General features: G+C 71.6%; 12 protein-coding genes. 8 read left to right on the top strand and 4 right to left on the bottom strand.

What is annotated here, in order from left to right:
- Positions 1 to 66: 66 nt before the first annotated feature.
- On the bottom strand, positions 67 to 297 hold the full coding sequence (locus AB0K17_RS23140) for a hypothetical protein (RefSeq protein WP_365966940.1): 231 nt from the start codon (positions 295 to 297) through the stop codon (positions 67 to 69).
- A gap of 432 nt (positions 298 to 729) precedes the next feature.
- Between AB0K17_RS23140 and AB0K17_RS23135 the strand changes: the two genes are divergently transcribed.
- The 4 genes from AB0K17_RS23135 (at position 730) to AB0K17_RS23120 (ending at position 5,327) form a co-directional block, all read left to right on the top strand.
- Positions 730 to 2,850 (top strand): DNA topoisomerase IV subunit B, encoded by a 2,121-nt coding sequence (locus AB0K17_RS23135; RefSeq protein ID WP_365966941.1) that lies wholly within the window; start codon positions 730 to 732, stop codon positions 2,848 to 2,850.
- A gap of 105 nt (positions 2,851 to 2,955) precedes the next feature.
- Positions 2,956 to 4,134, top strand: coding sequence for a histidine kinase (locus AB0K17_RS23130; RefSeq protein ID WP_365984100.1), 1,179 nt, complete (start codon positions 2,956 to 2,958; stop codon positions 4,132 to 4,134).
- A gap of 77 nt (positions 4,135 to 4,211) precedes the next feature.
- Positions 4,212 to 4,955 carry a response regulator transcription factor gene (locus AB0K17_RS23125; RefSeq protein WP_365984128.1) on the top strand — a complete coding sequence of 248 codons (744 nt, stop codon included), beginning with the start codon at positions 4,212 to 4,214 and terminating at the stop codon, positions 4,953 to 4,955.
- A 99-nt stretch (positions 4,956 to 5,054) separates the two neighbouring features.
- Complete coding sequence (locus AB0K17_RS23120; protein ID WP_365984099.1) at positions 5,055 to 5,327, top strand: hypothetical protein; 273 nt, start codon at positions 5,055 to 5,057, stop codon at positions 5,325 to 5,327.
- 18 nt (positions 5,328 to 5,345) lie between these two features.
- On the opposite strand, the gene AB0K17_RS23115 is transcribed toward AB0K17_RS23120, so the two are convergent.
- Positions 5,346 to 6,023, bottom strand: coding sequence for a response regulator (locus AB0K17_RS23115; RefSeq protein ID WP_365984098.1), 678 nt, complete (start codon positions 6,021 to 6,023; stop codon positions 5,346 to 5,348).
- Positions 6,020 to 7,672: a sensor histidine kinase gene (locus tag AB0K17_RS23110; protein ID WP_365984097.1), complete on the bottom strand. Its 1,653-nt coding sequence runs from the start codon at positions 7,670 to 7,672 to the stop codon at positions 6,020 to 6,022. Before AB0K17_RS23110 ends, AB0K17_RS23115 begins: the two co-directional genes overlap by 4 nt.
- 249 nt (positions 7,673 to 7,921) lie before the next feature.
- On the opposite strand from AB0K17_RS23110, the gene AB0K17_RS23105 reads away from it, so the two are divergent.
- From AB0K17_RS23105 to AB0K17_RS23095, 3 genes are read left to right on the top strand one after another with little or no spacing between them, the layout of a single operon-like run.
- Complete coding sequence (locus AB0K17_RS23105; RefSeq protein WP_365984096.1) at positions 7,922 to 8,773, top strand: ABC transporter ATP-binding protein; 852 nt, start codon at positions 7,922 to 7,924, stop codon at positions 8,771 to 8,773.
- On the top strand, positions 8,763 to 9,635 hold the full coding sequence (locus tag AB0K17_RS23100; protein ID WP_365984095.1) for an ABC transporter permease: 873 nt from the start codon (positions 8,763 to 8,765) through the stop codon (positions 9,633 to 9,635). Before AB0K17_RS23105 ends, AB0K17_RS23100 begins: the two co-directional genes overlap by 11 nt.
- A gap of 51 nt (positions 9,636 to 9,686) precedes the next feature.
- Positions 9,687 to 10,760 (top strand): ABC transporter substrate-binding protein, encoded by a 1,074-nt coding sequence (locus tag AB0K17_RS23095; RefSeq protein WP_365984094.1) that lies wholly within the window; start codon positions 9,687 to 9,689, stop codon positions 10,758 to 10,760.
- 10 nt (positions 10,761 to 10,770) lie between these two features.
- On the opposite strand, the gene AB0K17_RS23090 is transcribed toward AB0K17_RS23095, so the two are convergent.
- Positions 10,771 to 11,682, bottom strand: coding sequence for a sucrase ferredoxin (locus AB0K17_RS23090; protein ID WP_365984093.1), 912 nt, complete (start codon positions 11,680 to 11,682; stop codon positions 10,771 to 10,773).
- A gap of 124 nt (positions 11,683 to 11,806) precedes the next feature.
- On the opposite strand from AB0K17_RS23090, the gene AB0K17_RS23085 reads away from it, so the two are divergent.
- Positions 11,807 to 12,841 (top strand): GTP-binding protein, encoded by a 1,035-nt coding sequence (locus AB0K17_RS23085; protein WP_365984092.1) that lies wholly within the window; start codon positions 11,807 to 11,809, stop codon positions 12,839 to 12,841.
- Positions 12,842 to 13,133: the final 292 nt, after the last annotated feature.

The raw sequence follows: 13,133 nt of genomic DNA, 5'->3' as shown, positions 1-13,133 counted from the left end.
GCCCGGTCGTACGGACCGAACCTCGCTCGTCGTCGGATGCGATGTGTCAGCGTTCCAACAGTGGACTCAGCGGTCCTCGTCGGTCGCGGACGCCGGGACGGCCGTCAGCCGCTCCGTCTCGTCCTGTATCTCCGCGGCGATCTTCTTGAGTTCCGGCTCGAACTTGCGACCGTGGTGGGCGCAGAAGAGCAGTTCACCGCCGCTCATGAGTACGACGCGCAGGTATGCCTGAGCGCCGCACCGGTCGCAGCGGTCAGCGGCCGTCAGCGGGCTCGCGGGGGTCAGAACAGTAGTCACGTCGCCTCTTCTCTAGCTCGACGAGCTGTCGTACCAGGGTCAACATCCAACCAGGCCGAAAACGTTCCCGCTCGTGGCTTTTTCTCGAAACTTCCTTCCGAGTGAGCCGGATCTTGACGATTTGGCGGCGAATGAGCCGTAGTGCGTGGGCTTACGGTTTCACATCGCTGGGGGTTGTCGTCCCCCCGGCTGGCTGCCGGGTTGTTCTTGAGGACGTGCCCGGAGCCTAGATGGTTCATGCCTCGAAGGGAACGTGATGTGCATGTCACCCCTACGAGCTATCGAACGCTTGATCGATGCTCGATTAGCATGGGCGTTCTCAAGGGTGGCGGCACAAAGGCTCTATCAGGCCTCGGTACCCTCTGAACGGCGACCGAGCCACTCATGTGCCCCCATCCGGGCCAGCCAGAAATTCAGCGAGGAGCGAACCGCGTGACCGCCGAGACGTCCGTGCCGTCCACTGCGTTGCTGACCGGGGCAGACCGGGACGGATCCAACTACACCGCGCGGCACCTGCTCGTCCTGGAGGGCCTGGAGGCCGTCCGCAAGCGACCCGGCATGTACATCGGCTCCACGGACAGCCGTGGTCTGATGCACTGCCTCTGGGAGATCATCGACAACTCCGTCGACGAGGCCCTCGGAGGGTACTGCGACCGCATCGAGGTGCTCCTCCACGACGACGGGTCCGTCGAGGTGCGGGACAACGGCCGCGGCATCCCCGTGGACGTGGAGCCGAAGACCGGCCTGTCCGGCGTCGAGGTCGTGATGACCAAGCTGCACGCCGGCGGCAAGTTCGGCGGCGGCTCCTACGCCGCCTCCGGCGGTCTGCACGGCGTCGGCGCCTCCGTGGTCAACGCGCTGTCCGCGCGCCTGGACGTCGAGGTCGACCGCAACAGCCGGACCCACACGATCAGCTTCCGCCGCGGCGTGCCCGGCATCTTCACCGAGCAGGGCCCCGACGCCCCCTTCGACCCCTCCAGCGGCCTGCTCAAGACCAAGAAGATCCCCAAGGCGCGCACCGGCACCCGCGTCCGCTACTGGGCGGACCGCCAGATCTTCCTCAAGGACGCCAAGCTCTCCCTGGAGACGCTGTACGCGCGGGCCCGGCAGACGGCCTTCCTGGTGCCGGGCCTGACCATCGTCGTCCGCGACGAGCGCGACCTGGACGGCGAGGGCGCCACCGAGGAGGTCTTCCGCTTCGACGGCGGCATCAGCGAGTTCTGCGAGTTCCTGGCCCCCGACAAGGCCGTGTGCGACGTGCTGCGCCTGACCGGGCAGGGCACCTTCAAGGAGACCGTGCCCGTCCTGGACTCCCGCGGCCACATGACGCCGACCGAGGTGACCCGCGAGCTGGGCGTGGACATCGCCCTGCGCTGGGGCACGGGCTACGACACGACCCTGAAGTCGTTCGTCAACATCATCGCCACCCCCAAGGGCGGCACGCACGTGGCCGGCTTCGAGCGGGCCGTGGCCCGCACGGTCAACGAGGTGCTGCGCTCGGCCAAGCTGCTGCGCGTGGCCGAGGACGACGTCGTCAAGGACGACGCCATGGAGGGGCTCACGGCCGTGGTGACCGTGCGCCTGGCCGAGCCGCAGTTCGAGGGCCAGACCAAGGAGGTCCTGGGGACCTCGGCCGCCTCCCGGATCGTGGCCAACGTGGTCGCCAAGGAGCTCAAGGCGTTCCTGACGTCGACCAAGCGCGACACCAAGCAGCAGGCCCGCGCGGTCCTGGAGAAGATCGTCGCGGCGGCCCGCACCCGCATCGCCGCCCGCCAGCACAAGGAGGCCCAGCGCCGCAAGACGGCCCTGGAGTCCTCCTCGCTGCCGGCCAAGCTGGCCGACTGCCGCAGCGACGACGTCGAGCGCAGCGAGCTGTTCATCGTCGAGGGCGACTCGGCGCTGGGCACGGCCAAGCTCGCCCGCAACTCCGAGTTCCAGGCGCTGCTGCCGATCCGCGGCAAGATCCTCAACGTTCAGAAGTCGTCGGTCTCCGACATGCTGAAGAACGCCGAGTGCGGCGCCATCATCCAGGTCATAGGAGCCGGCTCGGGCCGCACCTTCGACATCGACGCGGCCCGGTACGGAAAGGTCATCTTCCTGGCCGACGCCGATGTGGACGGCGCGCACATCCGCTGCCTACTGCTGACGCTCTTCCAGCGCTACATGCGCCCGATGGTCGAGCAGGGCCGAGTCTTCTCGGCCGTGCCCCCGCTGCACCGGGTCGAGCTCATCAACCCCAAGAAGGGGCAGGACAAGTACATCTACACCTACTCCGACAACGAGCTGCGGCAGACGCTGCTGGAGCTGGAGCGCAAGGGCGTCCGCTACAAGGAGGGCATCCAGCGCTACAAGGGTCTGGGTGAGATGGACGCCGACCAGCTCGCGGAGACCACGATGGACCCGCGCCACCGCACCCTGCGCCGCATCAACATCAGCGACCTGGAGGCCGCCGAGCGCGCCTTCGAGCTGCTGATGGGCAACGAGGTGGCGCCGCGCAAGGAGTTCATCACCAACTCCGCGGCCACGCTGGACCGCTCGCGCATCGACGCGTAACGCGCCTCCACCCGGGGGTGGACCGGGGGGTGGACGGGCCGCTCCACCCCGAATCCACCCGTGCTCCGATTCGCGCCCGCCGCCCCGCTCCGTAGCGTGGTGGGCGTGCCGATCGAGAACTGGACCGAATGGCCCGCCCGCGAGGCGCTCGCCAAGGTGGGAGTGCCCCGGCGGCGCCTGGTCATGACGTGGGTGGTGCGGGTCGTGCTGTCCGCCTGGTTCGTGTGGGGCGTCCTGCGGGAGGGCGCCTTCCACGGATGGGGGTACGCCGCGCTCGCCGCCGGATTCGCGCTGGGCGCGGCGGCGGTGTGGGGGTACTACCGCACCACGCTCGCCCGGCGGCTGCCTTCCTCCATGGCCCTGCTCGCCGTGCTCGCGACGCTGGGCGCCGCCGCCGAGGCGGCGGCCGGTGCCCACGTCGCCTCCTCCGGCCTGTGGTGCGTGGGCGCGGCCGTCGCGGTCGAGCGCCTGCCACTGGGGCCCGGCCTGGCTGCGGCGGCCCTCCCGCTGGGCGCCTACGCCGGCACCAGCGGCAAGGCGCCCGCGGCGACCGCCGCGACGGTGGCCGCGGTGCTGCTCATCGGCTATGCGCTCCGGCTCGACGAGGAGGCCCGGGGGGCGGGCTTCCGGCTCCTCGCACAGGAGCGGGCGATCCGGCAGGCGGAGGCGGAGTCGGCGGCGCTCGCGGAGCGGGCGCGCATCGCCCGGGAGATACACGACGTGCTGGCCCACAGCCTCTCCGCGCAGCTGGTGCACCTGGAGGCCGCCCGGCTGCTGATCGAGGGCGGGGTGCCGGAGGGCGAGGCCAGGGAGCAGGTCCTCGAACGGGTCTCGGCCGCCCGCGGCATGGCACGGCAGGGCCTGGCCGAGACGCGGCAGGCACTGTCCGCGCTGCGCGGGGAGATGACGCCGGTCGAGGAGTACCTGCGGGACGTCGCCGAGGCGGAGGGCGTACGGCTGGAGGTCGCCGGCGAGCCGCGGGCGCTGCCGGCCGAGGCGGGACTCGCGGTGCGCAGGGTCGCCCAGGAGGCGCTGACCAATGTGCGCAAGCACGCGCCGGGCGCCCGGGTGGAGATGGCGTTCACCTATCTGGAGCGGGAGGTGGAGTTGTGGGTTCGCGACAGCGGCGCGTCGGGCAGGGTCGGGAAGCCGGAGGTGCCGGGCGCCGGATACGGTCTGCTCGGCATGCGGGAGCGTGCCGAGCTGCTCGGCGGCACCCTGGAGGCCGGGCCGGCCGTGGCCGGTGGGCCGGGCTTCCACGTGAGGCTGAAGGTGCCCGCCTGAAGGGTCGCGAGCCCGGGTGAGGCGCGGCGGGCCCGCCTGCGGGGCGGGGAGGCGAAGGAGCGGACGCGATGGGGCACATGGGCGGTGACCGGGCGGCGGAGGGCGGCGGCAGCGGGCGCAGGCCGGCACGGGTGGTGGTCGCCGACGACCAGACCGTGGTCCGCGAGGGCATCGTGATACTGCTGGGGCTGCTGCCGGGCATCGAGGTCGTCGCCTCCGCGGCCGATGGGCTGGAGGCCCTGCGCCAGGTCGCCGAACACCGCCCCGACGTGGTCCTGATGGACCTGAGGATGCCGCGCTGCGACGGGGTGGAGGCGACACGGCGGATCCGGGCCGAGCACCCGGGGACCCAGGTGGTCGTCCTGACCACCTACGGAGACGACGACTCCCTCTTTCCTGCGCTCCAGGCAGGAGCGCGCGGCTACCTCACCAAGGACGCCGGGGCCGAGGAGATCGTCCGGGCCGTCGAGCATGTGATGTCGGGCGAGGCCGGTCTCTCGCCCAACGTGCAGCGCCGCCTGCTGGAGAGGCTCTCCGCCTCCGCCGCGCCCGCGCCGGCCCCCGCCGTGGCGCCGGCTTCGCGGGAGCTGCCCGACGGGCTGACGGCCCGTGAGGCGGAGGTGCTGTCCCTGGTGGCGGAGGGGTTGACGAACGCCGAGATCGCCCGGCGCCTGCACGTGAGCACGGCCACGGTCAAGACGCACATCAACAACCTGTTCGCCAAAACGGGCGTCCGCGACCGGGCCCAGGCCGTGCGGTACGCCTTCCAGCGGGGCATCGCCGCACCACCACCGCCCCCGTCCGAAAAGCGCGTCCCCTGAACGGGCCCATCCCCGGCGGTCGTCTGACCGACCGGCACCTCACTCCTCGCCCGCCGGCAGTGGTAGAGACGGCAGCGACACCCGAGCGAAGGAGTGATCATGCGCAAGCTCGTCGCACCGTTCGCCACCCTCCTGCTGACCGGCGCGGCAGGACTCGCCTTCGGCGCCCCCGCCCCCGCCCACGCCGCGGCGCCCACGGCCGTGGTGCCGGTCATCCAGGAATGCCCCGGCTTCTGCCCCACGTACTACGAGCCCGTCGTCTGCCTGTTCTCCAACGGTTCGACCGTATGGTTCAGCAACGAGTGCTTCGCCGAGGTCTACGCCTGCAACCACAGTCTGAGCATCCTGCGCTGCGCCCGCGTCAGAGGCTGATCCGGCCGGCCGCCCCGGCTAGCGCACCGTCCAGGCGTACCGGTGCTCGGGGCGGCCCGTCTCGCCGTAGCGGAGTGTCAGGCTGAGCCGGCCCGACTCCTCCAGCCGCTTGAGGTAGCGCTGGGCCGTCGACCTGCTCAGCCCCGACCGCTCGGCCACCTCGTGCGCCGACAGCGGCCGTGAGGCGTCCGACAGCACCCGGCGGATCAGGTCCGCCGTCGGCGCCGAGTGCCCCTTGGGCAGGGGCGGGTCCACCGCGGCCGTACGCAGCGCCGAGAAGATGCGGTCGACCTGTTCCTGCTCGGCCTCCTCGGCGTCCTCCAGTGTCCGCCGCAGTCGCGCGTACGCCTCCAGCTTCACCCGCAGTCCCGGGAACGTGAACGGCTTGACCAGGTACTGCAGGGCGCCGTAGCGCAGCGCCGTCTGCACGGTGGCCACGTCCCGGGCCGCGGTGACCATGATCACATCCGTGTGGTGCCCCAGTTGCCGGATGCGGCGCACCAGCGACAGGCCCGTCTCGTCCGGCAGGTAGTGGTCGAGCAGCATCAGGTCGACGCCGCCGCGCTGCAGCACGGCCAGCGCCTGCGCCGCGCTGTGGGCCGTCGCCGTCACCCGGAAACCGGGCACCTTGGCGACGTAGGCGGCGTTGATCTCGGCGACGCGGAAGTCGTCGTCCACCACCAGGACATCGATCATCGGCTCACTCCTTCGAGGGATTGCGGCGTTCGGCCGGGCGGGGTGTCCGGTGCCGGCCGGGCCTGCGGGGCGAGTGCCTCGGGCAGCTCCACCGTGAACTGCGCTCCGCCGCCCTCGCGTTCGTCGACCCGCGCCGAGCCGCCGTACCGTTCGGCCAGCCGGCGCACGAGCGGAAGTCCCAGGCCCCGGGGGCGGTGCGGGGCGGCCTGCTTGGTCGACCAGCCGTCGGCGAAGACCCGCTCCCGGAGCTCGGGCGGCACCCCGGGGCCGTTGTCGCGCACGGTGACGACGACCGTGGTGCCCTCCGTCCGCAGCCCGGCCTCGACGAACGCGTCCGGGCGGTGTCCGCAGGCGGCGTCGAGCGCGTTGTCGACGAGGTTGCCGAGCACGGTGACCAGGTCCTCCGGGTCCACCACGCGGTCGGGCAGCAGGCTGTCGGCGCTCACCCGCAGGGCCACGCCCCGCTCCGCCGCCACCGCGCCCTTGCCCACCAGCAGGGCGCTGACCAGGGGCTCGTGCACACGCTCGGTGACCTGTTCGGCGGTGGCCCGGTGCGCTCCGGCGACCTCCGCCACGTACGCCACGGCCTCGTCGTACAGGCCCAGTTCCAGCAGCCCGACCAGGGTGTGCAGCCGGTTGGCGTGCTCGTGGTCCTGCGCGCGTAGCGCCTCGGTCAGGCCGCGGGTGGCGTCCAGCTCACGGCCGAGCTGTTCGAGTTCGGTGCGGTCGCGCAGTGTGGCGACCGTGCCGCCGTCGGAGGTGTCCATGCGGTTGGCGACGAGCACGCGCCCGTCCCGCACGGTGAGCAGGTCCTTTCCGGTCACCCGGCCGGCCAGCACGTCGGTGGTGCGCCCGGGCGGCAGCACGGCGTCCAGCGGCCGACCCAGGGCCTCGGGGCCCAGCCCGAGCAGGCGTTGCGCCTCGTCGTTGACCAGGCGCAGGCGTCCGCGCCGGTCGAGGGCGACCACCCCTTCGCGGATGCCGTGCAGCATGGCCTCCCGTTCCTCCAACAGGGCGGAGATCTCCGACAGTTCGATGCCGTGGGTGCGTTTGCGCAGCCGCCAGGAGACGGCGAACGCCGCCAGGGCGCCGACCGCGAGCGCGGCACCGGCGTAGGTCAGGACTCCGGGCAGCGCGTGCAGCAGGACGTCGCGCACGTCGTCGTAGGCGATGCCGACCGAGACGGCACCGACGATGGCCCCCTCGCCGTCACGCAGCGGCACCTTGCCCCGGGCCGAACGGCCCAGCGTGCCCTTGGCGATGCCCTTCCACTCGCGGCCGGCCAGTGCGGGGCCCGGGTCGGTGCTCACGTGCCGGCCGATCTCGGCGGGCGTGGTGTGGGAATAGCGGATGCCGCGGGTGTCGACGACCACCACGTAACTGGCGTCGGTGGCCCGGCGGATGCGTTCGGCGGCGATCTGGACGGGCCCGTCGGGCCGCGGGTCGCCGGCGAGCACGGCGGGGGCGAGGCCGGGCTGGGCGGCGGTGGCCTGGGCGATGGCGAGCGCCCGTTGTTCGGCCTGGTCGTCCAGTTGGTGCCCGAGTGGTGCGAGCAGCAGACCGGCGGTGAGTGCGGTGACGCCGGTGGTGATCAATAACTGGACGGACAGGACCTGGGCGAAGACGCGCCGGGGCCACCGGGGGCGCATGCGTGAGCCTTTCGGTTTCCGAGCGTGGGGAGTGCAAGGCACGCAACGTAGCCGGATGATGGCCGTTCGTTGAGCTTCCGTGTCACTTTTGTTGTTCTATCGCGAGCAAAACGAGCAGAACAGGCTTCGTACGCTCAAGTCGCACAGCGCACACAAGACTGCCGTCGCCTCCGGCGTCGCTCCTAGCCTCCTCCACCGGTCGTCCCGCACGTCAGCGCGGGGCAGCAACACCCCGGTGGAGGCGTACGGATGAACCACGGCAGCACACACCACACCCCACCGGACGGTGTCCCGGCGATCGAACTGCGCGGCGCGAGCAAGACCTTCCGCACCCCTTCCGGGGTGCCCCACACGGCCGTGCGCGACCTCGACCTGGCCGTCGCCCGCGGCGAGTTCGTCGCGGTGGTCGGACCGACCGGCTGCGGGAAGTCGACCACGCTGACGCTGGTCAGCGGCCTGGAGGAGCCGACCGAGGGGGAGGTGCTGGTCGGCGGCGAGCCGGTGACCGGCATCCGGCCGGAGGTCGGCTTCGTCTTCCAGCAGGACGCGGTCTTCCCCTGGCGCACCGTGCTGTCGAACGTGATGGCCGGGCCTCGCTTCCGTGGCGCGGCGAAGGCCGAGGCCCGCGAGCGCGCCCGCGACTGGCTGGCCCGGGTGGGCCTGGCCGCCTTCGCCGACCGCTACCCGCACCAGCTCTCCGGCGGCCAGCGCAAGCGCGTCGCGCTCGCCCAGACCTTCGTCAACGACCCGGCGATCCTGTTGATGGACGAGCCGTTCTCGGCCCTCGACGTGCAGACCAGGGCCCTGATGTCGGACGAACTGCTGGAGCTGTGGGGCGGAGCCGGGGAGGGCACGGCGGCCTCCGTCGTCTTCGTCACCCACGACCTGGAGGAGGCCATCGCGCTGGCCGACAAGGTCGTGGTGATGACGGCCGGCCCCGCCACCGTCAAACAGGTCTTCCCCGTGGACCTGCCGCGCCCGCGCAAGGTCGAGGACGTGCGGCTCCAGCCGCGGTTCGTCGACCTGTACCGCGAGATCTGGTCCTGCCTCGGCGAAGAGGTCCGCATCACGCGCGAGAGGGGTGCCGCCCGTGTCGCCTGACACCGTCCCCGCCACCACCCTGCCCGGCGGCCGGGTGCACAAGGACCGGGCGGCCGACCGCGCCCGGGCCCACCGCAACCGCCGGCTCCTCGTCCTCGGCACGCGCGTGGCGCTGCTCGTGGTGCTCCTCGGCGCCTGGGAGGTGCTGGCGCGCACGGAGACGATCGATCCCTTCAACTTCTCGATGCCCTCGCGCATCTGGGACCAGATGGTGCAGTGGACGATGCACGGCACCCCGCAGGGTTCGCTGGGCGAGCAGGTGTGGGCCACGCTGCAGGAGGCGCTGCTCGGCTGGGTCCTCGGCGTCGTCGCGGGCGTGCTCCTCGGCATCGCGCTCGGCCGGGTCCCCTTCCTCGCCGACGTCCTCGGCCCCTACGTCAAGGTGCTCAACGCGGTGCCGAGGATCGTCCTGGCCCCGATCTTCCTCATGATGTTCGGCCTCGGGATGGCCTCCAAGGTCGCCTCCGCCGTGGTGCTCGTCTTCTTCCCGGTCTTCTTCAACGCCTTCCAGGGCGCGCGCGAGGTCGACCGCAACCTGGTGGCCAACGCCCGGATCCTGGGCGCGAGCAACCGCCGCGTCACCCTCCAGGTCGTCATCCCCTCCGCCACCTCGTGGATCTTCACCAGCCTCCACGTCAGCTTCGGCTTCGCCCTCATCGGAGCGATCGTCGGCGAGTACCTCGGCGCGGAGAAGGGCATCGGCCTGCTCGTGACCCAGTCGCAGGGCACCTTCAACGCCCAGGGCGTGTACGCGGCGATGGTCGTCCTCGCCGTCGTCGCCCTCCTGGCCGAGGCCCTGCTCGCCTTCACCGAGAAACGACTCTTCCGCTGGCGGCCCGGCGCGCCGGGCAGCGAGCGCTGACCCACCCCACGCCCACCCCACACCCCCCGACTCCACCGTAAGGAACGGATCATGCGTACGTACAGCACGTCCCGCAAGACCGGAGGAAGACCGGCGAAGGTTGTCGCGACGGCGGTCGCCGGGGTGATGGCACTGGCCCTGAGCGGCTGCGCCGACGAGTCGTCGGCGAGCAGCACGAGCAAGGACTCGCTCCAGGGTGACACCGTCAAGATCATGGTGGGGGGCCTGGACAAGGTCATCTACCTGCCCGCGGTCCTCACCCAGCGGCTCGGCTACTTCGAGCAGGAGGGCGTGCGGGTCAAGCTGCTGAGCGAACCCGCCGGCGTCCAGGCCACCACCTCGCTCGTCTCCGGCGACGTCCAGGGCGTGGTGGGCTTCTACGACCACACCCTCGACCTGCAGGTCAAGGGCAAGAAGGTGGAGTCGGTGGTCCAACTGGCCCGCACCCCGGGCGAGGTGGAGATCGTCTCCAAGAGCGCCGCCGGCACGCTCGCCTCGCCGAAGGACTTCAAGGGCAAGAAGCTGGGGGTTACCGGACTGGGCTCCTCCACCGACTTCCTCACCAAGTACTTGGCGGTGAAGAACGGCGTGGACGCGGCCGACATCACCCCCGTCGCCGTCGGTGCGGGCCAGACGTTCATCTCCGCGCTGGAGAAGGGCGCCATCGACGGCGGCATGACCACCGACCCGACCGTCGCCCAGATCCTCTCCAAGGGCCTGGGCACCGTCCTGGTCGACATGCGTACACCCGAGGGCTCCAGGGCCGCCCTCGGCGGCCTGTACCCGGCCTCCAGCCTGTACATGAACAACGACTGGGTCGACAAGAACAAGGAGACGGTCCAGAAGCTGGCCAACGCCATGGTCAAGACCCTCAAGTGGATGTCGGAGCACACCCCCGAGGAGATCGCCGACCAGATGCCGGCCGACTACGCCAAGGGCGGCAGGGATCTGTACGTGAAGTCGATCCAGTCCACGCTGCCCATGTTCACCAAGGACGGCGTGATGCCGCCCGACGGGCCCCAGACCGTGCTGCAGGTGCTCAAGTCCTTCAACCCCAACCTGAAGACCGCCAAGGTCGACCTCCAGAAGACCTACACCACGGAGTTCGTGAAGAAGGCGGGCTGAGGTCCCTTTCTCAGCGCTCCCCGAGCGGGGTGACGGCCACGACGTCCATCCGGGCCGGAGTGCCCAGGGCCTTCCCGCAGCTCTCCGGGCGGGGCGGGGCGGAGACGCCCTGGGCCACCTCGACCCGCCAGGCCCGGCCGTCGGTGTGCGTCACGGTCACCGTCCAGCGCGGGGCGGCCCCCTCGCAGGCGGTCACGTCCAGGGCGTCCGCGCCCTCCTCGCCGGTCAGGGCGCGCACCGCCAGGTCGGCGGCCTGGCCGGGGCGGTCCCACGCCGAGCGGCCCCGGCAGTCGGCGATGCGCACCCGGCCGCCGCGGGCCGCCTCCAGGGCGTCCTTGACCGCGTGCGCGGTGGCCCGCCCGTACGCGTAGCCGTACGGCAGCACGAACAGGGTCGGCGCGAAACGGTGGCCGCCGATGTGGGTGACCTCCCACACCTCCGTACCGCCGGACGCGGCCAGTTCGGCGGCGAGCGGCCGGCCCAGCAGCGCGCAGCAGCGGTCCCGCTTGCCGTTGGTGCACACCAGGGCGAGCGGGTCGCCCTCGTACGCCTCCCACAGCCCGCCGTGCTCACCGGCCCCGAGCGCTGCGAAGTCGAGCTCCGGCAGCGCGGCCGGATCGGCGAGGGCGGTCGTACGGATCCACGAGCGGCCCGGCGCGGTGTGCGCGGCGAAGACGCGCTGCACCGCCGGTTCGTGGCAGTCCGCGTGCCGGCCCGGCCGGCGGATCAGTGCGACGCGCACGCCGGTACCCTCGACGGCCCGGGCCAGGGCCCGGCCGACGGCGGGGGAGAGGTGGCTGGAGGTGAGGGCGTCGGCGCCCCACGGCCCCGGCTGCTCGACGAGCAGCCACGTCCGCGCGGTCGCGGCCGTGCCGGCCAGTGGCTCGGCCAGCTCGCGGGAGGCGGTCGCACAGGTACTCACGTAGGTGAGCCTAACCTGACTGGCCGCCGGTGCGACACTTGGCTGATCAGTGCGCATGACGCCAGTGCCCGTGACGCCCGTGCGCATGACATCAGTGTGGACGACAAGAGTACGGAGGATTTCCTTGGCCAAGCGGCAGATCCCGGTCGTCGTGCTCGCCGGCTTCCTCGGGTCGGGCAAGACCACCTTGCTCAACCACCTGCTCCGACACAGCGGGGGCAGCCGTATCGGGGCCGTCGTCAACGACTTCGGCAAGATCGAGATCGATGCGATGAGCGTCGCCGGCCAGGTGGACTCGATGGTCTCGCTGGGCAACGGCTGCCTGTGCTGCGCGGTGGACACCAGCGAGCTCGACACGTTCCTGGACAAGCTCGCCCGACCCGCCGCCCGCATCGACGTCATCGTCATCGAGGCCAGCGGCCTGGCCGAGCCGCAGGAACTCATCCGGATGATCCTGGCCAGCGAGAACGAGTCCATCGTCTACGGCGGGCTGGTCGAGGTCGTCGACGCGGCGGAGTTCACCGCCACCCGCGCCCGCCACCCCGAGCTCGACCGGCACGTGGGCATCGCCGACCTCGTGGTGCTCAACAAGTCCGACCGGATCGGCGACGAGGAGCGGGCCGCCCTGCTCGACACCCTCACCGGCCTCGCCCCCGGCAGGCCCGTCCTGCCCGTCAGCCACGGGCGTGTCGACCCCGGCATGCTCTTCGACCGCGCACCGCGCGAGGAGCACGTCGAGGCCATCAGACAGCTCTCCTTCGAGGACCTGTGCCGGGAGGAGGACGACCACGACCACCACGGGCACCTGCACGCCGCCTACGAGAGCGTCGAGTTCGTCTCCGAGACGCCCATGAACCCCCGCCGGCTGATGGCCTTCCTCGACAGCAGGCCCAAGGGCCTCTACCGCATCAAGGGCTTCGTCCACTTCGGCATAGCCGGCCACCGGCAGAAGTACACCCTGCACGCAGTCGGCGACTTCCTGCGCTTCCACCCCTCGCCCTGGGGGCGCTCGGAGCCCCGCGCCACCCAGCTCGTCATGATCGGCAGCGGCATCGACGCGGCCGCACTCCACGACGGGCTGCAGGAGTGCAAGGACCCCGCACCGCAGGACGCCGACGAGCACAGCATGTGGGGCGTCCTGCGGTACGTACGCCCGTAGGGCGCGCCACGGCGCCCCGAAGGGGCGCGGGGAACTGCGCGGCAAGCCACGATGCGCCCGCAGACGAGGTGCCGTGCCGCGCCCGGCCTGAGGGCGGCATGTCGGCTGCAGGCCGCCGGTGGCCGATCGCGCAGTTCCCCGCGCCCCTACGGGGCGCCGTGGTGGCGCCTGACGAAGATCCGCCGGACACGCCCTAAGTGTGTTGTCCCGGGACGTTGGTGACACGCGGGCTGGGTGCTTGAACGGGTGAGGGCCTTCTGGCTCGGTGTGGATTGCGACATCTACGCCGATG

The organism is Streptomyces sp. NPDC049585 (genome assembly GCF_040675615.1).
Classification (GTDB): domain Bacteria; phylum Actinomycetota; class Actinomycetes; order Streptomycetales; family Streptomycetaceae; genus Streptomyces; species Streptomyces luteosporeus.
This window is presented reverse-complemented; position numbering and strand designations above follow the sequence as displayed.

Excerpts from the sequence above, each read along its gene's own strand:
- AB0K17_RS23115 (WP_365984098.1), bottom strand. The coding sequence starts at position 6,023 with ATGATCGATGTCCTGGTGGTGGACGACGACTTCCGCGTCGCCGAGATC.
- AB0K17_RS23120 (WP_365984099.1), top strand. The coding sequence starts at position 5,055 with ATGCGCAAGCTCGTCGCACCGTTCGCCACCCTCCTGCTGACCGGCGCG.
- AB0K17_RS23105 (WP_365984096.1), top strand. The coding sequence starts at position 7,922 with ATGAACCACGGCAGCACACACCACACCCCACCGGACGGTGTCCCGGCG.
- AB0K17_RS23110 (WP_365984097.1), bottom strand. The coding sequence starts at position 7,672 with ATGCGCCCCCGGTGGCCCCGGCGCGTCTTCGCCCAGGTCCTGTCCGTC.
- AB0K17_RS23095 (WP_365984094.1), top strand. The coding sequence starts at position 9,687 with ATGCGTACGTACAGCACGTCCCGCAAGACCGGAGGAAGACCGGCGAAG.
- AB0K17_RS23125 (WP_365984128.1), top strand. The coding sequence starts at position 4,212 with ATGGGCGGTGACCGGGCGGCGGAGGGCGGCGGCAGCGGGCGCAGGCCG.